Raw genomic sequence first — 21123 nt, forward strand, 5'->3', positions numbered from 1 at the left:
GGTGACGGGAATTCCGTCGCCTGCCCGGCCGGTCGGCTTCAACTCAAGGTCCCGGCGCTCTCACTCCGCCGCCTTCCACTCCTCCGGAAGCAACGGCGGCCCGCTCAGTGGCGGCTTCAGCGGGCCGATCGCCGCCGCCAGCAGGACACTTGGCGCCAGCAGTACCTCCGCGCCGCGTTCCAGGGACGTCACGTCCGTCACCCGGCGGGCGATACGGCCGTTGCCCGTCGCCGTGCGCATCAGGCGGCCCACGTACGCCGCGAGGAGACGGTCCCGCAGGGTGGGGCCCTGCTCCGTGGCGCCGGGGTAGAAGATGTCCTGGCTCGTCGCCAGGTCCCAGGCCGCCGCGACCGGACGGGCCACCGCCTTCTGGACACTGCGCGACAGGCCGGGCGTGCCCCAGCCCTGACGGCGGATCACATCCCGTAGGGCCACGGCACTTTGGGCCGCGACCGACATTCCGTGGCCGTAGATCGGGTTGTACGCGGCCAGCGCGTCGCCGATCACCGTGAAGTTCTCCGGCCAGGCGGGCATCCGCTCGTAGTAGTGCCGGCGGTTCGACGTCGTGCGGGTGACGGAGATGTCCGTCAGCGCTTCCGCTCCGGCGAGCAGGTCGGCGATCACCGGGTGGCGCAGCTCCTCGCGGGCGAAGCGCGTGAACTCCGCGCCGTCCGTGGGGGGTTCGGTGCCCCGGGTGCCGGACAGGGAGACCATCCAGCAGCCGTCCTCGACGGGCATCAGGACACCCGCCCGGCCCGGCCGGGCCCCTCTCGGGTCCGCCTGGACGTTGACCACCGGGTAGCCGTGCCGGGCCGGTCCGGGCGCCCGGTACATTCGGCTGGCGTACGCGAGCCCGGAGTCGACGACGCGGCGGGGCGGTTCGGGCAGCCCCAGTTCGCGCAGCCACTGCGGGGTGCGTGAGGCACGGCCGGTGGCGTCCACGACCAGGTCCGCGTGGAGTGTGCGCCGACTGCCGTCGGAGCCGCGCACCCGCACCCCGGTGACGGCCTCGGACGTGCCCTCCAGGCCCAGCACCTCGGCGTGCTCGATCAGTTTGATCCGGTCGTCGTCCAGGACGTGGGCCCGGACCGTCGCGTCCAGCAGGTCCCTGCCGCACAGGAAGACGTGGTGCGACTCGTCCCACCGCCGGAACCAGCCCTGCGGCGCCAGCGCGACCATGTCCGTGGTGACCGCCAGCCGGTGGGCACCGGCGTCCAGCAGCGACTCGCCCACGCCCGGCACCAGTTCCTCGACGGCCCGGGCACCACCGGACCACAGCATGTGCACGTGCCGGGCCTGCGGCAGGTTCCTGCGCGGTTCGGGTCCGTCCGGCAGGACGTCACGCTCCACGACGGTCACACGGTCGGCGAACCCGACCAGGGCGCGGGCGGCGAGCAGCCCGGCGAGCGAACCGCCGAGCACGACGGCCGACCTGACGGTGCGTCCGGTGCCGGGCCCGAGGGCGGGCCCGGCGGGGGAGTCGACGGAAGTCGGGCGATCAGTCATATACGTGCAGGCTCTCTGCTGGGGCGGTGGCAAGGGTGCGCACCGCCTCGATCTCATCGGGGTGACTCAGGACCTGGGACACGGCTTCGATGTCCCGGAGCAGGTCCGTGAGTAAATCCGTCGTGCGGCCCGCGACGTGGGGCGACGGGGTACGGGACAGGGCGCGCGCCTCGATCGCGTCCCGGATCGTCACCGCCGCCGCCAGGGCACCCGCCCGCCCCGGGCCGTGTCCCAGGTCCACGGCGGCCTCGTACGCCCGTCGCCGCAGCTCCCCGTCGAAGTGGCGGGCCAGTTGCAGCAGGGCGTCGCGGATGAACGTCTCGCGGCGGGTCAGCCGCAGCTCCGGGGTGGCCCGCAGGGAGAAGGGGACGCCCCTGGCGGTGGCGGTGCGCAGCAGGTCGTACAGCGGGCCGAGCCGGAGGAGGCCGCGGCGGATCCGCCAGCGGTCGCGCAGATACTGGCCGGCGTGCGGCAGCACGAACCCCGTCGCGATCAGGACGGCGGCGAATCCGGCGGCGAGGGGGGCGAGTTCGGTGGAGAGCGGGTCCAGGTCGGCGCCCGCCCAGCGGGCGACGACGGCCGTGCCCTTCGCCGCGTCGAACACCAGGTTGGCGGCGTAGCCGACGGCCAGTGACCGCAGGCCCCGGCGCAGCCACACGTCGAGTGCGACGGTGTGGATCCAGTCCCGGATCAGCCGGTACGTCAGGACGCACGACGTGGTGTGTGCGAGCAGGTAGAGCACGATCAGCTCGCGCATGAAGGGCGTACGTGCGTAGTACGTGTCCAGGTCCCGGCGGCGCTCCACGGGTACGTCGGCGAGCGCGAACAACGCCCACAGCGCGACGATCACGCACATGTGCCCGGCGGCGACCCACCGCATCGCGCGACGTGCCCTGGCCGATCCCGGTGAGTGGCCGGTGAGGCCGCCGCGCCACGCGATCATCAGCAGGAGACTCGCGCCGCAGAACGCGACGAGGAAGCTGTAGACCAGGGGCGCCGCGAGGTTGGGCACGCCGGTGACCCGGTTGGTCCACGCGACGGCCGGCGGCGCCGCGAGGACGAAGATGCCGCAGGCGAGCAGGAGCAGCCCGCCGACCGCGCGCCGCAGCGGGTCCCGCCACAGTCTGACGATGCTGGGCAGCTTGAACACCAGGGCCGCGGTCAGGAACACGATCGGTGTCCCGAACACGAGGACGGAGTACGGCTCGCCGGGGAAGCCGGAGGGGTTCATCGCCGCGCGTTTCCGCTTCCCCGGCCGCGATACCCGAGGGAGGCCTGCACGCCGCTGCTGCCCGTGCTCGCCGTACGGCCCTCCACCCACGGCCGGAAGACGGTGGCGAGCCGGTGTCCGAACTCCTCGGCGTCGGCCTCGTCGGCCGCCCGGGAGCCGTTGCGGGCGGCGACGGCCAGTGCGCCGCCCTGCCAGGACTGCTCGTCGGCCAGTACCCGGGCGGCGGTCGCACCGGCGCTGTGGTGGTGACAGTGCCCGGCGTGCAGATGCCACAACTCGTGTCCCAGAATGACGAGTTGCTGGACCGCCTCGGCCCGCTCCTCGACGATGACGAGGTCGAAGTCGTGGAACTCCACCCACAGACCGGTGACTTCGATCTCGTCGGGGAAGCGCTCGAAACGCAGCTCGACGCGCCGCCCGCGCCGCGCGCTCATCTCCTCGCACAGTGCCCGGCACAACTCCCGGCCGCCCGATGGGCCGTTGGCGTGCTCCCGCAGTGCCGTGTCGAGCGCACCGGTCAGGTCGCGCATCGCGGCCCGGGTCCGGAAGCGGTGCGCGGCCCGGGCGGGCAGCAGCGCCGCCAGCACCCCCCTTGTCACACCCCGCGTCACACCTTTTTTCGTCACGCCCTTCGTCGCCCCCCTCGGCGTCACCGTTCCGTCTCCTCGCCGTCGCTCAGCAGCCCTTCGAGCATGACCGCGAGGGCCTCCTGCTTGCGGGGGGTCAGCTGTCGGCCGCGCAGGGCCAGCGTGACGACCCCGTGCCGGGTCGCGAACCGGACCAGCGGGCCGTCCTCGGCGCTCTCCTCGGCGCCGCCGAGGTCCTCCAGCAGCCGGCGGAGTTCCCGGTTCAGGACGATGGGCGCGGGGTCGGTGAAGAAGCCGGTGCCCTGCTCGACCCCGAAGAACGCGGCGAGCGCGGTGAGATCGGGAACGTTCGGCATCTTCTTGCCGAGGAGCAGCTGACGGGCCCACTCGGGGCTGATCGACAGGGCGTCGGCGATCTCCTTGCAGACCTCGCCGCGCTTTCTGCCGCTCGCCGCGAGCCGGGTCTCGTGGAGGACGCGCACCCGGCGTCGGATACGGCTCTCGATGTCGTCGGCCGGAAGCCGGGCGCCGTCGTCGGTCAGCAGTGCCTGGATCTCGCCCTCGGTGAGAGCGGTACGGGCCGACAGATCCCGTACGTCCAGTACCTCGGCGCGATCGAGACGGGCGTCGCTGATGCGCTCTTCGAGACGCGCGAGGGTGTTCGAGAGGGTCTCCGAAAGGTTCTCACTCACGGGCCGACCCTACGCGTCAGGACCCCTCCGCACCAGGAAAATCCAACGATCGTTGGAGTCCACGGAACGATCGTTGGGCGTGCACGCCATTGACGTGCGGACACTCCAAAATTACGGTTTTGTTCGAAGTTGCGAGCGGACGCCGATATACCGAACACCGACGAACGCCGATGAACAGAACGCCGATGAACAGAACGCGGCACGCCGCACGCCGGAGAGGAACCCATGTCCCGCACCGCCCGCTTCACCCTCGACCCCGCCTTCAAGGTCGGTGAGGTCAACCCCCGGCTCTTCGGCTCCTTCGTCGAACACCTCGGCCGCTGCGTCTACACCGGCATCCACGAACCGGGCCACCCCGCCGCCGACGAGGCGGGCCTGCGCACCGACGTCCTGGAACTGGTCCGGGAACTGGGTGTCACCACGATCCGCTACCCCGGCGGCAACTTCGTCTCCGGCTACAAGTGGGAGGACTCGGTCGGCCCGGTCGACGAGCGTCCCCGCCGCCTCGACCTCGCCTGGCGCTCGACGGAGTCCAACCGCTTCGGCCTCTCCGAGTACATCGCCTTCCTGAAGAAGGTCGGCCCGCAGGCCGAGCCCATGATGGCCCTCAACCTCGGCACCCGCGGCGTCGCCGAGGCCCTCGAACTCCAGGAGTACGCCAACCACCCGGCCGGCACGGCTCTGGCGGAGCGGCGGATCGCCCACGGCGACAAGGACCCCTTCGGCATCAAGCTGTGGTGTCTGGGCAACGAGATGGACGGCCCCTGGCAGACCGGCCACAAGACGGCGACGGAGTACGGCCGTATCGCCGCCGAGACGGCCCGCGCGATGCGCCAGATCGACCCGGGCGTCGAACTCGTCGCCTGCGGCTCCTCCAGCCAGTCCATGCCGACGTTCGCCGAGTGGGAGGCGACCGTCCTGACGGAGACGTACGACCTCGTCGACCACATCTCCCTGCACGCCTACTACCAGCCCGAGGACGGCGACGTCGACTCCTTCCTGGCCTCCGCCGTCGACATGGAGTCCTTCATCGAGAACGTGGTCGCCACCGCCGACCACGTGGGCGCGAAGCTCAAGTCCAAGAAGAAGATCAACCTCTCCTTCGACGAGTGGAACGTCTGGTACATCTCGGAGTGGCACGAGATCGAGAACTCCGGCGCGCGGGACTGGGCGGAGGCCCCCCGCCTCCTGGAGGACAACTACAGCGTCATGGACGCGGTCGTCTTCGGCTCGCTCCTCATCGCCCTGCTCCGGCACGCGGACCGCGTCACCGTCGCCTGCCTCGCCCAGCTCGTCAACGTCATCGCCCCGATCATGACCGAGCCGGGCGGCCCGGCCTGGCGCCAGACGACGTTCTTCCCGTTCGCGCAGGCCAGCAGGTACGGACGCGGCGAGGTCCTCGACGTACGGGTGGACTCGCCGACGTACGAGACGAAGAAGTACGGCGAGGCGGACCTGTTGCACGCCACCGCCGTACGCGCCGACGACGGCACGGTCACCGTCTTCGCCGTGAACCGCGACCGTACGCAGCCGCTGCCTCTCGAAGTCGCCCTGAACGGGCTGGAGTTGACGTCGGTCGTCGAGCACGGCGTGATCGCCGACGCCGACCCGGACGCCCGCAACACCCTGGCCGACCCGGAGCGCGTCGCCCCGCACCAGGCCACCGGCACCACCGTCCAGGACGGCAGGCTGACCGCTGTCCTGGAGCCGCTGTCGTGGAACGTGATCAGGCTCGCGTAGGCCGCCGGCTACCGGCCGGGGGAGGGAACGACCGTCACCGGAACTCCCCCGGCCGCACTCCCCAGCAGCGTCAGCCGTACCTCCCCGGGACCCGACTCCGTCGTACCGTCCGAAAGCACCGCCAGGGCAAGGGTGTTGGCGCCCCGGGTGCGCAGGATGCCGTTCGGGAGGGCGAAGGTGTGCTGCGGGCCGACGTCGTTGACGTACTGGCCCATGTTCCAGCCGTTCAGGAAGATCTGGACGCGGTAGGCGCGCTCCGGATCGTCCGTCAGCTCCAGCCCGATCGACGCGTCGACGCCCGGATCGACGGTGAGCCGGAACCCGGTCCGGTACCAGGTCACCCCCTGTCGCCGCCCCTCGGCACGCGGCAGGGCGACCGCATCCCACCCCTCGTCCCCGTACCCCGGCAGATGCCAGCCCGACCGTTCCCCGTGCAGCCCGCCGGTGTTGAGCGGCCCGCGCACCGGATCGGCCGCGCCCTCGCCCCGCAACCGCCACGTCACGGCGGGGGAGGCGCCGGTGAAGGCCACCGCCGTCAGCCCGCGTGCGACCTTGTGCGTGTCCAGCACCTTCCCGTCCATGTCGTGCTGCATCCGCCGCACCAGCACGGACAGCACGCGCGCACCGGACGCACGCGCCTTCTCCGGCACGTCGAAGGCCGCCGTCGCCGCCCAACTCCCCTTCCGTACCGTCTTCTTGTCGGGCACCGGCATGCGGTGCGTGCCCAGCGGCACCCCGTCCAGCCAGGCCATCAGCAGCCCCTGCGTCCCGGTGCTGTAGGCGAGGGACACGGACTCGATCCCCGGGGCGCCGGTGAAGGCGCCCCGGTACCAGACGTCCCCGTAGTGGAAGCCGTAGTCGTCGGCGAACAGCACGGGCTGCCCGTCGGGCACGGGGGTCGTGCTGAACGTCGAAGTCCGGTCGGCGACGGTCCAGTCGGCGTCGTCGAACCCGGGCTCCGACTCGGGGTTCTCCGTGCGGCGACGCCAGCCGTCCAGTGCGGGCAGCGCGACCTCCGGAACCCCCGCCAGCGGCTCCTCGAACAGCAGACTCCCGGATCCGAGGGGCGAGATCGTCAACGTCCGCCGGTTCCAGACCACTTCACGGGTCCCGCGCGGCGCCCACACCTCCAGGTCGGTGATGTCGACGGTGTCCCCGGTCAACCGCAGGACACCGTCCCGCAGTTCGGCGGTACGCAGCAGCGAGGGCCCGTACACCAGCACCGGCCCCGACGGAGTCTCGCGCGGCCACAGCCGCACGGAGGTCTCGTCGTCGGCGAGGAGGAGAAGGAGAGGGGTCGTGCTTCCACCGCCCTCCACCAACACCCTGGTCAGCCCGCCGATTCGGGCGCTCACCCGCAGCACCCCGTCCGCGTACGAGGTCTCCGCGGCCCCGGTCTGCACGGTCACCGTCGGCTCGCTCGCGCACTCCACCGCCGTCACCGACGGATCGCCCGAGGGCCCCGTCAGTACGGCGACGTCCTGGCGCGCCGCAGCCAGCCACACCATCGGCTGGGCGGTGGAGTACGCCAGCTTCCGCCGCCCCAGGGTGATATCGGCGACGAGAAGACGCGCGTCCGAGGCGGCGACGGTGACCGGCAGCGAGGTACCGGCGACCGGGAGAGTCGAGGTGACCGGCTCCGTGGAGTCGTTGCGCACGATGTGGACATGGGCGTGGGTGTCGGGGTTGGTGAGGTGGTAGACCCTGAGCCGCGCGTCCCCGGCCGGTATCTCCTCCGCCCGGTCCAGCTTCGCCAACTCCGGTACATACCGCACCAGATGCCCGAGCTGGTGCATGGGCACGACCTTCGGCCTCGGTCGGCGCCCCTCGTCGAAGGCGGCGCCGTAGTCGTACGACGTGTACACCTGCGGAGCGGGCAGCCACCCCCAACTCGTGCCGCCGAAGGTCATGTAGACGTTGTGGAGGGTGATGCCGTTGGCGAGGTTGGTGAGGTGGAAGCGCCGTTCGTAGGCCGCGTTCCGGGTCCGCGCCGAGCCCGCGTACCCCGCGCCGTCGAACTCGGCCCCGCCCCACGGATCGAACCAGCCGCCCCCGAACTCGGGGATGAATCCGGGGGTGTCCGGACTCGCCGTGGCCCCGCCCTTCTCGCCGCCGATCCCGAAGTGTCCCCAGTCCGGCGGGAGTTGATCGGGGTCCGGGTAGCCGTCGAAGCCGTACAGCCAACGCCCGCGCTCGCCGCCGGTGTCGAAGGTGCCGGGGGCCCAGTAGCCGTTCCTGCCGAGGTCGTTGTGGAAGAGGGGGACGTCGATGCCGTCGGCGCGGACCTTGGAGTACAGGTGGGACATGTAGTCGACGCCGGCGGGCTCGGTGACGTACGAGCCGTACTCGTTCTCGATCTGGTAGAGCAGGACCGTACCGTCGCCCCGGGTGTACAGGTGGCGGGCGACGATCGTGTCGACCGCCGTCAGCCATTCGTCGACGTGTCCGAGATAGGTGGGGTCGGAGGTCCTGGCCCGGCCCTTCGTCGCGGTCAGCCAGCCGGGGAAGCCGCCCGCGTCGACCTCGGCGTTGATGTAGGGGCCGGGGCGCAGGATGACGTAGAGGCCGGTCTCGGCGGCCTGGCGGAGGAACAGGTCGAGGTCGCGGACGCCCGTGAAGTCGTACCGGCCGGGGGCGGGGGAGTGGTAGTTCCAGGCCACGTAGACGCTGACGGCGTTGTAGCCGTGCGCGCGCATCTTCTGGAGGACGTCCAGCCACAGGGACGGGCTGGGCAGCCGGAAGGGGTGCATCTCGCCGGACCACAGGACGAGCCGTCGGCCGTCGACGAGGAGCGAGTAGCGGTCGAAGCCGACGGTGTGCGGGCGGCCGTCCGCCGTGGGCGGGGCGGGCGGCGGGCCGGTGGGCGCGGACCCGGCCGGGGCGCCGGAGACCCTGCGGGCACTCGCGTCGAGGGAGAGACCGAGGGCGGCGGTGCCGACTGCTGCGGTGAAGGTTCGTCTGCTCAGCACCAACGGGATCTCCTCGTACACGGGTCCGGTCATTGTCCACACACCCCGACGACCGACAATGACCCCATGAGGATCTCGGCGCGGGCGGACTACGCGGTGCGAGCGGTGCTGGAGCTCGCCGTACGGCAGGACGAGGGTGCCGTGAAGGCGGAGACCGTCGCCGCGGCCCAGGCCATTCCGCACAAGTTCCTGGAGGGCATCCTCGGCGATCTGCGGCGCGGCGGGATCGTCGGCTCCCGGCGCGGTGGCAACGGCGGCTACCGGCTGGCGCGTCCCGCCGGGGGGATCACCGTCGCGGATGTCGTGCGGGCCGTCGACGGGCCGATCGTCTCGGTGCGCGGCGAACGGCCGACCGGTCTCGCCTACACGGGCCCCGCCGAACCGCTGCTGCCGCTGTGGGTCGCGCTGCGCGCCAACGTCCGCAAGGTGCTGGAGGGGGTGACCTTCGCCGATCTGGCGGCGGGGGAGCTGCCCGAGCCGGTGCGGGGGCTGGCGGCGGAACCGGCTGCCTGGGAAAACCCGTAAATGTTCTGAGTTTCCGGCCTTTGAGGGCCTTTAATTTTGCTCCATCGGAGCGCTTGTAAACCACTTCGAAGGATGAAATCGCGGGTTGGTTGTTGACGATCTTCACTCTCCCGATACCTTGACCTTTTCATGTGCATGTAATGCGTGGGGTCCAGGTGAAGGGTGTGCGTACGGGGATGAGATCGCTGAGATCGCGTCGAGGGTGGGGCATCGGGGCTGTGGTGGCCGCCGGTGTGTCCGGGGTTCTGATCGTGCAGGGCGTGAGCGGCGGTGGCGCGGACAGCGCGGCCGACGACGGCAAGCCGGTCTCCGGGCCGATCGAGAGCGAGGAGTACGCGGCGGCGCTGAAGGTCGCCGCCGACGGCGACTCGGCGACGCTGGCCAAGCGGGACACGAAGCCGTTCAGTCTGCTCGGCGTGACCTGGTCCGACCCGTCGGCACGGATGGCGGGCAAGGTCGAGGTCCGTACCCGCGGCGCCGGCACCGACACCTGGTCGCCCTGGCTGGAGCTGGGCACGGACAGCGGACCCGGTGAGGAGGGCGCGGCCCGCGCCGGTACCGAGCCCGCGTGGGTCGGTGCGTCCGACGGTGTCGAGGTCAGGGTCGACGGCAAGGCGTCCGCCGAGCTGCCCAAGGGGCTGCGCGTGGACATGATCGACCCCGGCACCGGTTCGGTCTCCGACCTGGAGCCCGCCGGGTACGCGGTGGCCGCGAGCACCGAGTCGCCGGACGCGACGCTCACGCCGGACGGGACGGACTCCGCCTCGCCGACGGAGACGGACTCGGCGTCCGCCCCCGCGTCCGCCTCCCCGAGCGAGTCCGCCCCGGCCTCCGCGGACACGTCCGAGTCGCCGAGCAGCGCGCCCGTGACGACCGCGCCGGCGACGACTTCGGCTCCGGCCTCGCCGGACGCCTCGGCGAGCACCGGGCCCACGGCCCCGCCGTCCACCGCTCCCAGGCCGCCGATCACCCTGCGGGCGGGCTGGGGCGCGGACGAGTCGATGAGCCCCGAGGCCCCGGACTACCTCGCGAACGGGATCAAGGCGGTGGTCGTCCACCACACCGCCGAGACGAACACGTACACGTGCGACCAGTCCCCGGCGATAATCCGCGCCATCTACACGTACCACGTCAAATCGAACGGCTGGAAGGACATCGGCTACAACTTCCTGGTCGACAAGTGCGGCACGATCTTCGAGGGCCGTAAGGGCGGGGTCGACAAGCCGGTCTTCGGCGCGCACGCCTACGGCTTCAACAGCCAGACCACCGGCATCTCGGTCCTCGGCAACTACAACCTCGTCGACCCGCCGACGGCGGTCCTGACCTCCGTCGCCCGCCTCGCCGCCTGGAAGCTCGGCCAGTACGGTGTCGACCCGGCCGGCACGACCACGCTCACCGCGGGCGCCGCCGGGACCAGCCAGTACAACACGAGGACGTGGAAGACGGGCGACCAGCTCTCCTTCCCGACCATCCACGGCCACGGCGACGGCTACGCCACCGAGTGCCCGGGCACCAAGCTCCACGCCCAACTGGCCACCATCCGCAGCTACGCGGCGGGCCCGGTCACCGGACTGTCCCTCAAGTCGGTCACCGGCGCGGGCACTTCGGGCACGCGGACGTACACCAAGTCGGCCGCGACGGTCAGTTGGTCGGCGACCACCCCGGCCGCCCTGATCACCAAGTACGAGGTGCTGGTCGACGGCAAGGTCGCCGCCACCACCGACGGCGCGGCGGCCTCGGCGAAGGTGAGCCTGGCGCTCGGCACGCACTCCGTGTCCGTACGGGCCACCCACATCTCCGGGCAGACCACGACCACCGCAGCCGCGACCGTCGTCGCCGAGACGACACCGCCGACCTTCACCACCGCGCCGAACCTCGCCCTGCGCGCCGGCACGGTGGAGACGACGGCCGTCCCGGTGACCCTGAAGTGGAAGGCCACGGACTCGGCCGCCCTGAAGGAGGTGCGCCTGACGGCCCCGGTCGCCAGGACGTACGGCCCGACGGTCGTCAGCGCCGACCTGACCGCCAAGTCCGGTACGGCCACGACCTGGTCGATGACGGCGTACGACCAGGCGGGCAACACCAGGGCGGCCTCGGTCGCCGGTACGCCGGTGATCCTCCCGGAGACCTCGGCGACCCGCACGGGCACCTGGACGACCAAGTCGTCGACCAGCTACCTGGGCGGCAAGTCGTACTCCAGCTCCGCCAAGAACGCCTCGCTGACCTGGACGTTCACCGGCCGCTCGGCCGCCCTCGCGGTGTCGCGGGCCTCGACGTCCGGCCAGGTCAACGTCTTCGTGGACGGCGTCAAGGTCGCGACGGTTGACCTGAAGTCGGCGACGACGAAGTACCGTGACGCGATCTGGACGAAGACCTGGAGCGCGAGCGCCAAGCACACGGTCAAGATCGTGGTCGTCGGCACGAGCGGCCGCCCGGCGGTCACGACGGACGGCCTGGTCTACCTGAAGTAGCACGCCCGGTGCCCCTTCCCCGTGTGAACGGGGCGAACGGGGCGAACCGGCCGGACAACCTGAGTGCCGTCCTCGTACGGCGCTCAGGTTGTTGTCGTTTCCGGGCTCAGCCGGAGGTGTCCACACCCACGGTGAGGGTGGCCTTGTAGCCGTCGGAGACGCTGGAGCCGAGTGCGGTGAGCGTCAGCAGGCCGGACGAGGCGCCGGCGTCGTCGTAGATGCTGTCGGCGGAGAGGAGGGTCTCCGGGGTGGTGTTCGCCGAGTAGGGGGAGGTGGCCTGGACCTCCGCGTTGACGGTCTCGTCGAAGAAGAGCTGACCTGTGTGGATGACCTCGCCGCCGGTGTACGAGGTGTCGGTGAGCGTGACGTCGGTGTGCACCCGCATGTGGATGTGGACGGCCCGGGAGACGTAGTGGCCGGGCCAGATCGAGACGATGGTGACCTGGCCGTTCTCGTCGGTCAGCTGCCCGCCGCGCAGGAAGGTGCCGTTGTCCTCCTCGTCGTGGCCGTTGCCGCCGACGAAGCCGGAGTACTCGCCGAGGTGGTCGCAGTGCCAGAGTTCGACGAGGGCGTCCGCGAGCGGGGCGCAGTCGTTGGCGAGGTCGACGACGGTGAAGGTGTGCTGGACCTCGATGCCTTCCTTGTCCTCACGGATGTCCGCGCGGACGAGCGCGCCGTCGAGGGAGTAGGGGCCCTCGGTGACCTCGGCGTTGAGGACGCAGACGCCGCTGGTGGCCGACGAGGAACTGTCCTCGGAGGCGCTGGTGGCCGCCTCGGACTCCGTGGCCGTGGTGGTCGGACTGGCGGAGGCGAAGCCGGCGACCGCGAGTCCGCCGACCACCGCCGCGGTGCCTCCGCCGATCAGGACGCGGCGCCGTTGGACGGTTTTGCCCAGACGGTGTTTGCCCGCCGACGCGATGGTGTCGGAGAGGGCCTCGGAGGAGGTCCGGGGGGCGCTGTGCCGGGGGTTCGTGTTCTCTGTCATGTCCCGGAAACTTAGGTGCGCACCTGAGGATTTCCTTAAATCCCGGCTATGAATGCTCTGGGGACCTACCTCTCAACTCCACTGGTTTGGGGCGGAGCCGGGGCACACTCCGCGTGGCGTGGCGATGTCTGTGCGTTACATCGACGGGTGGAACAGGCCGCGCGGGGGCGGGGATTGGCCGGGGATCGACGTGGCTGCGGTCTGCCGGGCCACCTATGCTGCGACCGCCCGACCTTCACAGGTTCTTCACTGCTCAATCACAGGTCGGGTCCGTGTGCGTGTGTATTTGGCATGTACATGGCGCGTGATTCTCACCCCCCACTGCATCACTGCGATGAAAGGGAGAAACATGGCTGGTGGCCTGCTCGTGAGCGGCGCGATTGCCGCTCTGTTCGCCGCTGCGATACCCGCCCAGGGTGCCGGGTCGTCCTTCGAGGACCCGCCCCCGGACAAGATCGTCATCAAGGTCGCCACGGTGAACGGCTCCGGCTGTCCCGCGGGTACGGCCGCGGTGGCCGTCTCCGGCGACAACACCGCCTTCACCGTCACCTATAGCGACTACCTCGCCCAGGCCGGCGGCAACTCCGACCCGACGGCGTTCCGCAAGAACTGCCAGCTCAATCTGCTGGTGCACGTCCCGGCGGGCTTCACGTACGCCATCGCGAGCGTCGACTACCGGGGCTTCGCGGCCCTTCAACGGGGCGCGAGCGGTATCCAGCGGGCCTCGTACTACTTCCAGGGCTCGTCGAACACGGCGTTCCGCACCCACACGTACAACGGCCCGTTCAACGACAACTGGCAGGCCACCGACACCACGGACTGGGCCCAACTGGTCTGGGCGCCCTGTGGAGTTCAGCGCAACTTCAACATCAACACGGAGCTGCGGGTGAACGTCGGGACATCGACGGGCACCAGCTTCATGGCGATGGACTCGACGGACGGCGAGATCGACACGATCTATCACCTGGCGTGGCAGCAGTGCCCCGCGAAGTGAAGGCCGCTGGAGCCGTGAGGGAGTTGTAGGTCCGCCCGGCCGGACGGCGCCCCTTGGGCGGGTGCCGTCCGGTGGGTCGGCGGGTGGGCGGGGGTGCGGACACGGCCGGCCGTGTCCGCACCCCCGCCGCGGTGGTTGTGCCGGGGCTGCCGGCGTCAGCTCCTTTCCACGCCCACGGTCAGCGTTCCCGCGTACCCCGCCGAGGTCGAACTCCCCAGCGCGGTAAGGGTGAGGAGACCGGAGGCGGCGCCGCCCTCGTCGTAGATCGAGTCCTGGGCGAGGGTGGTGCGGGTGACCGTGTTGGCCGCGTACGTCGAGAGTGCCGCGACCTTCGCCGTGATCGTCTCGTCGAAGAACAGCTGGCCGGTGTGGAGTTCCTGGCCGCCGGTGAACGAGCCGTCGGACGTGAGGGTGACGTTCGTGTGCACCTTGAGGTGGATATGGACGCAGCGGCCCCGGTACCAGCCGGGGTAGACGGTGGTGATGGCGGCGACCCCGCTGGAGTTGGTCAGCACGCCGCCGCGCAGGAAGGTGCCGTTGTCCGGTTCGTTGTGGCCGTTGTTGCCGACGAAGCCGGAATACTCGCCGAGGGCGTCGCAGTGCCAGATCTCCACGAGCGCGTTGCTGATGGTCGCGCAGGTGTCGTCGTCGACGACGGTGAGGGTGAGTTTGAGCGGGATGCCGGTCTTGTCCTCGCGGATGTCGGCGCGGACGTACTGGCCGTCGAGGTAGTAGGGGCCTTCGGTCATCTCCTTCGTGAGGGTGCAGACGGCCGCGGCGGCGACGGGGGCGGTCGTGTCCGCGGTGGGGGCCGGGGATTCGGGCACGGCGGCGGCCACGGCCAGGGTGGCGGCGGTGGCACCGGTCGCGATCAGTACGGTGCGGCGTCCGATCGCAGTGGGGGGCGTTTCCGAAATCTCTGTCATGAACACGGCAAGGTAGTGGGGTTTGCTGTCGATGTGCTGTCGATCGGCTGGGAATTCGGCAAAGTGACGACGCGTCAAGTCGCTTGTGAGACAAGTGAGGTGAGAGGCGTGGGGGCTGCGGGGCAGGAGGTCCGCGGGGCGAGGGGTGCGTTTCCCTACCACTCGTTCGACAGGGGTCGGCCCATGAACGCGTCCAGGAGGACGCGGTCACCCAGGGGACGGTCCAGCTTCACGGTCACCCGCTCGCCGCGCAGGGCGGCATCACAGATCTCGCCCGGGGTGCCCCCGGCGCTCGACGCCGACAGCACCACACTGCCGTCGGTCTCCAGCGCGTCCACGACGGGGTCGTCCTCGCAGGACCCGTGGAATGCCATGACGGTGACGGAACGGCCGTCCTCGGACACCTCGATCAACCGGCCCAGTTCCTCAAGTCCGTCGCGCGTCGTCCGGCCCCCCGCCGCCCTCCCGATCGGAGGCTTCGGGAGCTTCGACGGTTCGAAGGCGGCGCGCCTGAGCGGCTCGTCGTACCCCTCCAGCGTGAACAGCCAGGCCGGCACGGTCGCCGGGCCACGACTGGTGGCGATCGACATCTCACCCAACTCAACGCTGGTCACCGTGAGTTGAGGATCCTCCGGGCTGTCGACACGGTCCAGGGCGGTGTACGCCCGCCTCGCGTCCACAAGGGGCAGGGTGAGCGACTCTCCGCCCGCCCACTTCACCTTCCCCTCCGCGGGCGCATTGGTGGGGAGTTCGCCGCGCAGTTCGTAGTTCTCCAGTATGTAGGCCGACTTGTCGTCGTCGCTGTGGAAACCGTCGCCGGGCGGCGCAGTCGCTTCGCCCAGGGGGTAGTAGCCGGTGCGATACGCCTCGGCGGCCTTGGAACCGTCCCAGGCGTCGGCGACCTGCCGGGCACGGCTGTCCGACGGTGCGGGGCTGTCCTTGGACGCGGTGGGCTTCGGGGCGCTGCTGCCGTCCTCCGCCTTCTCACCGCCGCAACCGGCCGCGAACAGGGCGGTGGTGAGGGTGAGAACGAGGGCGAGTCGGTTCGTGGTGCGAGTGGTGTGCGTACGCATGGGTCCCCCCGGAGCTGATGCCGTCGGGACTGTGACGCGCCGGACCCGGTTTACGTTCGAAAGGGGCTGTCGCGGGGGTGACATCGATGGCCCCGCTGTCACCGGAGGAGCAGGGCCGCGAGGCTCACGGACCTGGTCCGGGGCGTCGAAGCCGTGTCCCGGAGTGCCGGCAGACGGGCCGCGCCCGCTGCCTCAGCGCTGTTCGAGGCGGTCCAGCATCCGCTGGGGAAGTTTCTGCTCGACGCACAGGCGGCGGACGTCGGCGAGGGACAGATAGCGACCCTGGGGGCCGTCGCGGCCGATCACCCTCAGGAGTTGCGGGAACTCCCCGTTCATGAGTTTGCGGTCGATGCGTCGGCGGTGGCCCCGGGCGCGCTCGTAGTTCGCCTCCATGTAGCGGGTGATCTCGGCGAGGTCGAGGCCGCGCTCGGTGCCGCCGTCGGGCCGTTGCTTGTCGCTGGCGAAGGTGTCCAGCCGGTCGAGTTCGCTCTCGTCGACCCGGGCCTTCACATCGAGGATGCGCGAGCCTGCCCCGTGCTTGTCCAGAGGGCCGTCCCGCAGCGCGTTCAGCTGTACGCCCTGCCGGGCGTTACGGGCCAGTTGGGCGGGGCCGATCCCGTTGGCGAGCAGGGCGATCAGCCGTACCGCCTTGTCCGGCAGGTCGGATTCGCCTTCGCCCGCGGCGGCGACCCGCACGATCGTGCCGGCCGCCATGGGCAGCGGCACCACACCATCGTCCAGGTAGTCGTGTGCGACCAGGGCACGCAGGAACGGGCACGGATTGCCCGCCGAGACCTCCGCCATCAGGGTCCTCGCTTTCTGGGCCGGTGCGGCCCGGTCGTGCGCGCAGGCCCCGGCCCCGGTGACCGTCGGAGCAGGACGTGCGGCGCGCACTCAGCCGCTTCGACGGTGCTGTGGGGGATCCGGGAGGTCGAGGACCAAGAATAACCGGAACCCCCGGCCCGGCCACTGATCGGACCAGGCCCGGCCGCCGCCAGGTCCTCCGCCGAACCCTCCCCGCCGCCTTCAGTTTTCCCTCAGCTTCGCCCCCCACCGTGGCCCCATGTCACAACACCGCCCCCGCACCCCCGAAACCGAGCGCAGCCGCCGCTGGTTCATGAACAAGGCGCTGCTCGCCGGCGGAGTCGCCGCCCTGGCGACCATGACCGGCTGCTCCTCCGGTTCCTCAGACTCGGCGAGTACGAGCACGTCGTCCTCCTCCTCGTACGGCGGACCCCCGAACGGCATGCCCTCCGGCGGGCCCGGCGGAGGCGGCGGCGGGATGGGGCCCGGGGCCAGTGAGGTCAAGTACGCCGACTTCACCGGGGTCACCACCGACGGGAAGACCGTCGACGGCCTCTACTCCATCCACTCCACCGACGTCTCCACGGATGCCGTCGTCAAGGCCGCGCAGGCCTTCCTCGACGGGCTGTCCAGCACCCAGCGCAAGTCCTGCGTGTTCGACGTGGACGACGACGAATGGCTGAAGTGGAGCAACGTCGACGGGTACGAGCGTCAGGGCGTCCGGATGGGCGACATCACCGACAAGCAGCGCGACCTCGGGTACGCGCTCCTCGGTGCCGCGCTGTCCGCCGACGGGCTCACCCAGACCCGCAACATCATGAAGCTCAACGCGTTCCTCGGGGACTACAGCGGCGGTGGCCGGGACACCCTGACCGAGGGCGCCTACTTCTTCACGTTCATGGGGACGCCCTCGACCACCAAGCCGTGGGGGTTCCAGTACGAGGGGCATCACGTCGCCATCAACTACTTCGTGCTCGGCGACCAGGTCGTCATGACCCCGACCTTCATGGGCTCCGAACCGACCTCGGCGACCTACAACGGCGAGAAGATCACCACCTTCAAGAAGGAGACCGCCGCCGGTCTGGCCGCGCTGCGCGCGCTGACCGACGCCCAGCGCGCGAAGGTGATCTCCTCGGAGACCAAGGCCGGCGACAACCTGAAGGCCGGCGCCGGCCAGGACAACCTCAAGCTCGCCTACCAGGGTCTGGCCGCCGCCGGGTTCAGCGACACCGCGCGCGAGAAGCTGCTCGACCTGGTGCGCGTCTACGTCGGCAACATGGCCGACGCGCACGCCGAGGTACGGATGTCCGAGGTGGAGGAGCACCTCGACGACACGTACTTCTACTGGATCGGCGAGACCAAGGATTCGTCAGCTTTCTACTACCGGGTCCACAGTCCCGTCGTACTCATCGAGTACGACGCCCAGTCGCCCCTGGGGTACGGCAACCAGTCATCGAGCGGAGGCGGTGGCGGTGGCATGGGCGGGCCCGGAGGCACGCCCACGCAGCAGCACATCCACACCATCGTCCGGACCCCCAACGGGGGCGACTACGGCGTCGACCTGCTCAAACTCCACCTGGAGCAGGACCACTGACCCCCGGCCCCGGGGAGTGGCCCGAGTGATCAGCCCGCCTGCCCCATGCCCGCCGCGTTCGGCCAGCTCTGCGCGGCGGGCCAGCCCGTCGCCGGGGCCGGGGCCAGGCCCGGCCCCGTGGTGCCGCGGACCTGGGCGGCCGTGAGGCCGTTGCGGGCCGGGACACCGGAGGGGGTGGGCTGCTGCTGGCCCATCTGCTGGGGCTGCGGCTGCTGGGGGACCGGCGGCTGCTGCATCTGCATCTGGGGCTGCTGCATCTGGGGCTGCGGGACCTGCTGCGGTTGCTGCTGCTGCATGGGCGCCTGCTGCATCTGCATGCCCGCACCGCCGTAACTCTGGCCCGCGCCGCCGTAGCTCTGCGCGGACATCGCCGCCGGCATCTGCATGGCGGCCGGCATCTGCGCCGGCATGGGAGCCTGCATGGGCGTCGGCATGCCGGTACCGGCTGCCGCGGCTGCTGCGAGCCCCGGCATACCGGTACCGAGGGCCTGAGCGGCAAGGCCCGGCATACCGCCCCCGTTGGTGGCACTGACCAGCCGGTCCACCGCCGCCGTGCCCGAGCTGTAGTTCATCCCTGAACCCAGCTCGGGTACGGCGGCTCCCCTCCTGGTCCCGTAGAGCACCTGTTCCAGGCCGGACACCAGGCGACGTACGTCCACCTGGGGGCGCACCACGAGACGCACGAAGCGGCTGGACGAGCCGATCTTGTTGCCGCACTCGCGGATCAGGATGCGGTGCTCGGTGAGCATCCGGTCCCGGACCACGGTGCCCTCGGCGCCGACGGGGAGGCGCACGAAGAGGAAGTTGCCCTGCGACGGATAGACCGTCAGACCGGGCAGCGCGGAGAGCTGGCTGGCCATGTCGAGGCGGTCACGGCGCACCTGGTGGAGACTCTGCATGTACTCCTGGCCGTGCTCCTTGAGCATGAACACCACGTACTCGGCGAAGGCGTTGAGGTTCCACTTCGGCAGCATGGAACGGACGCGGCCCGCGAGCGACGGGTTGGCGACCATGTAGCCGAAGCGGATGCCGTGCAGGCCGAAGTTCTTGCCGAGGCTGCGCAGGACGATCACGTTGGGGCGGATCATCGCCTCCTGCACGACGCTCGGTTCCGCCTCCGCGTCGGCGAACTCCAGGAACGACTCGTCGATGATGATCAGATCGAGGTCGGCCATCGCGTCCATGAACTGCACGAGTGCGTGCTTGTGCAGGAAGCCGCCGTCGGGGTTGTTGGGGTTGCAGATGACGGCGACACGGGTGCCGCGCGCGCGGATGAACTCGGCGTACTGGGCGAGGTCGAGGTTGAAGCCGCTGGACTCCTGGAGCGGGAACATGTCGACCCGCTTGCCGGTCTCCATGGGCTGGTCGGTCCAGCGGCCGAAGGTGGGGACGGGGACGGCGAGGGATTCGCGGACCAGCAAGTGGTCGATCCACGTGATCAGTTCGGTCGAGCCGTTGCCCATCGCCACTGCCTGCGGCGGCAGTTGGAGCAGGTTGCACAGCTCGGCGGTGATCGTGTCGGCGCTGCTCGGGTAGAACGTGATGATGTCACGCAGCCGCGCCGACATGGTGTCCATCATGGCGGGGGTGGGGAAGTACGGGTTGCACGGGATACAGAAGTCGACCGGGCCGGTCCCGTCGCTCTCTCGCGCGAGCGCAGCCATCGAGGGGCTGTGCGCCGCCGTGCTGCGAAAGAGCGAGGTGACGTTGTCGGCCATGGAACCTCCGTATGTGGCGGACCCGTTGGGGAGGACGGGTCCTCCGGCTCTGGGTGGCCCGCGCGGGGGAGCACGGGCCGTCCCTGAATACGGATGGCTGTGGGGCGCTGTTCAACGGCTGTGGTTTCGGTGGAAAATTGTGAAGCTCCTGTGAACCCGGTCGCTGATGTGACCCTCGGTGACACCGGCTACGCGTCGAACGAGTGGATCGTCGTCGTGCGGTAGGTCTCGCCCGGACGCAGCACCGTGGACGGGAAGTCCGGCCGGTTCGGCGAGTCCGGGTGGTGCTGGGTCTCCAGGCACAGCGCGTCGCCCTGACGGTGGACGGCACCGCCGGTGCCGACGAGGGTGCCGTCGAGGAAGTTGCCCGAGTAGAACTGGAGTCCGGGCTCGGTGGTCGCGATCCGCAGCGTGCGGCCGGACGCCGGGTCCCTGAGGGTGGCCACGTGCTCGGGTTCGGCCGTGACGCCCTTGTCGAGCACCCAGTTGTGGTCGAAACCCTTGGCGTACAGCAGCTGTTGGTGGGCGGCCCGGAGATCCGCGCCGACCGTCTTGGCCGCCCGGAAGTCGAAGGGGGTGCCCGCGACCCCGGCCGGTTCACCGGCGGGGATGAGGCCGGCGTCGACGGGGGTGTAGCGGGCGGCGGCGATCTCCAGCACGTGGTCGTTGATCGAGCCGCTGTTCTCGCCGGCGAGGTTCCAGTAGACGTGACTGGTGAGGTTGACGACCGTGACCTTGTCGGTGGTCGCCTCGTAGTCGATGCGCCAGTCGCCGTCCTCGGTGAGGGTGTAGGTGACCTTCGTCCGCAGCGTGCCGGGGAAGCCCATCTCGCCGTCGGCGCCGGTGTGCCGGAGGACCAGGCCGACGTCCGTGCCCCGGGCGAACGGCTCGACGTCCCAGACGGCCTTGTCGAAGCCCTCACTGCCGCCGTGCAGGCTGTTCCCGCCGTCGTTGACGGACAGTTGGTACGACGTGCCGTCCAGCGTGAACCGGCCCCCGCCGATGCGGTTGCCGTACCGGCCGATCAGGGCGCCGAAGTAGGGGCTCGATGCGACGTAGTCCTCGACCGTGTCGAAGCCCAGGGAGACGTTGGCGTACCGGCCCTCGCCGTCCGGGATCTCCAGGGACTGCACGATCCCGCCGTACGACAGGACCTTCAGACGGGTGCCGCCGTTCTCCAGCGACCAGCGGTGGATCTCCGTACCGTCGGCGAGTTTGCCGAAGAGTTCCTTCACGGGTTCCTGCCTCCCACAACACCGTACAAAAACCGGGACAACGTACAAAAGCCGAAGGGTCCCGCGGACGGTT

Annotated in this window: 15 protein-coding genes and 1 pseudogene; 5 read left to right on the forward strand and 11 right to left on the reverse strand. The window is 70.4% G+C overall.

The features are described 5' to 3' along the window. Positions 1–60: 60 nt before the first annotated feature. Genes OG595_RS30145 through OG595_RS30160 form a run of 4 tightly spaced genes read right to left on the reverse strand, consistent with a single transcriptional unit; the run spans position 61 to position 4016 of the window. The gene (locus tag OG595_RS30145) at positions 61–1506 is read right to left on the reverse strand and encodes an FAD-dependent oxidoreductase (RefSeq protein ID WP_443073179.1); all 1446 of its coding nucleotides are present in this window, start codon (positions 1504–1506) and stop codon (positions 61–63) included. After that, the gene (locus OG595_RS30150) at positions 1499–2737 is read right to left on the reverse strand and encodes an MAB_1171c family putative transporter (protein ID WP_329277410.1); all 1239 of its coding nucleotides are present in this window, start codon (positions 2735–2737) and stop codon (positions 1499–1501) included. Before OG595_RS30150 ends, OG595_RS30145 begins: the two co-directional genes overlap by 8 nt. Then, complete coding sequence (locus tag OG595_RS30155; RefSeq protein ID WP_443073180.1) at positions 2734–3336, reverse strand: toxin-antitoxin system, toxin component family protein; 603 nt, start codon at positions 3334–3336, stop codon at positions 2734–2736. The genes OG595_RS30150 and OG595_RS30155 overlap by 4 nt, the downstream gene beginning before the upstream one ends. A 50-nt stretch (positions 3337–3386) precedes the next feature. Then, positions 3387–4016 (reverse strand): transcriptional regulator, encoded by a 630-nt coding sequence (locus OG595_RS30160; protein WP_329277412.1) that lies wholly within the window; start codon positions 4014–4016, stop codon positions 3387–3389. Positions 4017–4241: 225 nt separating this feature from the next. Here OG595_RS30160 and arfA point away from each other — a divergent pair, with 225 nt between their 5' ends. Beyond that, the gene (gene arfA / locus OG595_RS30165) at positions 4242–5756 is read left to right on the forward strand and encodes an arabinosylfuranosidase ArfA (RefSeq protein ID WP_329277414.1); all 1515 of its coding nucleotides are present in this window, start codon (positions 4242–4244) and stop codon (positions 5754–5756) included. 8 nt (positions 5757–5764) lie between these two features. Here arfA and OG595_RS30170 read toward each other — a convergent pair whose 3' ends face one another. Further along, positions 5765–8728 (reverse strand): beta-galactosidase, encoded by a 2964-nt coding sequence (locus tag OG595_RS30170; RefSeq protein ID WP_329283340.1) that lies wholly within the window; start codon positions 8726–8728, stop codon positions 5765–5767. Positions 8729–8791: 63 nt separating this feature from the next. Between OG595_RS30170 and OG595_RS30175 the strand changes: the two genes are divergently transcribed. Beyond that, complete coding sequence (locus OG595_RS30175; RefSeq protein WP_329277416.1) at positions 8792–9250, forward strand: RrF2 family transcriptional regulator; 459 nt, start codon at positions 8792–8794, stop codon at positions 9248–9250. A 176-nt stretch (positions 9251–9426) separates the two neighbouring features. After that, the gene (locus tag OG595_RS30180) at positions 9427–11721 is read left to right on the forward strand and encodes a peptidoglycan recognition protein family protein (protein ID WP_329277417.1); all 2295 of its coding nucleotides are present in this window, start codon (positions 9427–9429) and stop codon (positions 11719–11721) included. Positions 11722–11827: 106 nt separating this feature from the next. Here OG595_RS30180 and OG595_RS30185 read toward each other — a convergent pair whose 3' ends face one another. Further along, positions 11828–12706, reverse strand: a complete 879-nt coding sequence (locus tag OG595_RS30185) for an intradiol ring-cleavage dioxygenase (protein WP_329277419.1) — start codon at positions 12704–12706, stop codon at positions 11828–11830. 349 nt (positions 12707–13055) lie between these two features. Here OG595_RS30185 and OG595_RS30190 point away from each other — a divergent pair, with 349 nt between their 5' ends. Then, a complete protein-coding gene (locus OG595_RS30190) occupies positions 13056–13700 on the forward strand; it encodes a DUF4360 domain-containing protein (RefSeq protein WP_329277421.1) in 645 nt (214 codons plus the stop codon). Between the two features lie 155 nt (positions 13701–13855). Here the strand turns inward: OG595_RS30190 and OG595_RS30195 are convergent, their stop codons facing one another. The 3 genes from OG595_RS30195 to OG595_RS30205 form a co-directional block, all read right to left on the reverse strand. Next, the gene (locus tag OG595_RS30195) at positions 13856–14626 is read right to left on the reverse strand and encodes an intradiol ring-cleavage dioxygenase (protein ID WP_329277423.1); all 771 of its coding nucleotides are present in this window, start codon (positions 14624–14626) and stop codon (positions 13856–13858) included. Positions 14627–14781: 155 nt separating this feature from the next. Continuing rightward, positions 14782–15699 (reverse strand): hypothetical protein, encoded by a 918-nt coding sequence (locus tag OG595_RS30200; RefSeq protein ID WP_329277425.1) that lies wholly within the window; start codon positions 15697–15699, stop codon positions 14782–14784. 192 nt (positions 15700–15891) lie between these two features. Beyond that, positions 15892–16503 (reverse strand): hypothetical protein, encoded by a 612-nt coding sequence (locus tag OG595_RS30205; protein ID WP_329277427.1) that lies wholly within the window; start codon positions 16501–16503, stop codon positions 15892–15894. A 259-nt stretch (positions 16504–16762) separates the two neighbouring features. On the opposite strand from OG595_RS30205, the gene OG595_RS30210 reads away from it, so the two are divergent. Then, positions 16763–18097, forward strand: a complete 1335-nt coding sequence (locus tag OG595_RS30210; RefSeq protein WP_329277429.1) for a DUF3500 domain-containing protein — start codon at positions 16763–16765, stop codon at positions 18095–18097. A 29-nt stretch (positions 18098–18126) separates the two neighbouring features. Here the strand turns inward: OG595_RS30210 and OG595_RS30215 are convergent, their stop codons facing one another. Together OG595_RS30215 and OG595_RS30220 are read right to left on the reverse strand one after the other, a co-directional pair. After that, a complete protein-coding gene (locus tag OG595_RS30215) occupies positions 18127–19815 on the reverse strand; it encodes a pyridoxal phosphate-dependent aminotransferase (protein WP_329277431.1) in 1689 nt (562 codons plus the stop codon). Positions 19816–20003: 188 nt separating this feature from the next. Next, a pseudogene (locus tag OG595_RS30220) lies at positions 20004–21065 on the reverse strand (aldose epimerase family protein); the annotation flags it as partial. Between the last annotated feature and the right edge of the window lie 58 nt (positions 21066–21123).

The sequence above is a fragment of the Streptomyces sp. NBC_01451 genome, from assembly GCF_036227485.1.
GTDB lineage: Bacteria > Actinomycetota > Actinomycetes > Streptomycetales > Streptomycetaceae > Streptomyces.

Excerpts from the sequence above, each read along its gene's own strand:
- OG595_RS30145 (WP_443073179.1), bottom strand. The coding sequence starts at position 1,506 with ATGACTGATCGCCCGACTTCCGTCGACTCCCCCGCCGGGCCCGCCCTC.
- OG595_RS30150 (WP_329277410.1), bottom strand. The coding sequence starts at position 2,737 with ATGAACCCCTCCGGCTTCCCCGGCGAGCCGTACTCCGTCCTCGTGTTC.
- arfA (WP_329277414.1), top strand. The coding sequence starts at position 4,242 with ATGTCCCGCACCGCCCGCTTCACCCTCGACCCCGCCTTCAAGGTCGGT.
- OG595_RS30175 (WP_329277416.1), top strand. The coding sequence starts at position 8,792 with ATGAGGATCTCGGCGCGGGCGGACTACGCGGTGCGAGCGGTGCTGGAG.
- OG595_RS30180 (WP_329277417.1), top strand. The coding sequence starts at position 9,427 with ATGAGATCGCTGAGATCGCGTCGAGGGTGGGGCATCGGGGCTGTGGTG.
- OG595_RS30185 (WP_329277419.1), bottom strand. The coding sequence starts at position 12,706 with ATGACAGAGAACACGAACCCCCGGCACAGCGCCCCCCGGACCTCCTCC.
- OG595_RS30190 (WP_329277421.1), top strand. The coding sequence starts at position 13,056 with ATGGCTGGTGGCCTGCTCGTGAGCGGCGCGATTGCCGCTCTGTTCGCC.
- OG595_RS30195 (WP_329277423.1), bottom strand. The coding sequence starts at position 14,626 with ATGACAGAGATTTCGGAAACGCCCCCCACTGCGATCGGACGCCGCACC.
- OG595_RS30200 (WP_329277425.1), bottom strand. The coding sequence starts at position 15,699 with ATGCGTACGCACACCACTCGCACCACGAACCGACTCGCCCTCGTTCTC.
- OG595_RS30205 (WP_329277427.1), bottom strand. The coding sequence starts at position 16,503 with ATGGCGGAGGTCTCGGCGGGCAATCCGTGCCCGTTCCTGCGTGCCCTG.
- OG595_RS30210 (WP_329277429.1), top strand. The coding sequence starts at position 16,763 with ATGTCACAACACCGCCCCCGCACCCCCGAAACCGAGCGCAGCCGCCGC.
- OG595_RS30215 (WP_329277431.1), bottom strand. The coding sequence starts at position 19,815 with ATGGCCGACAACGTCACCTCGCTCTTTCGCAGCACGGCGGCGCACAGC.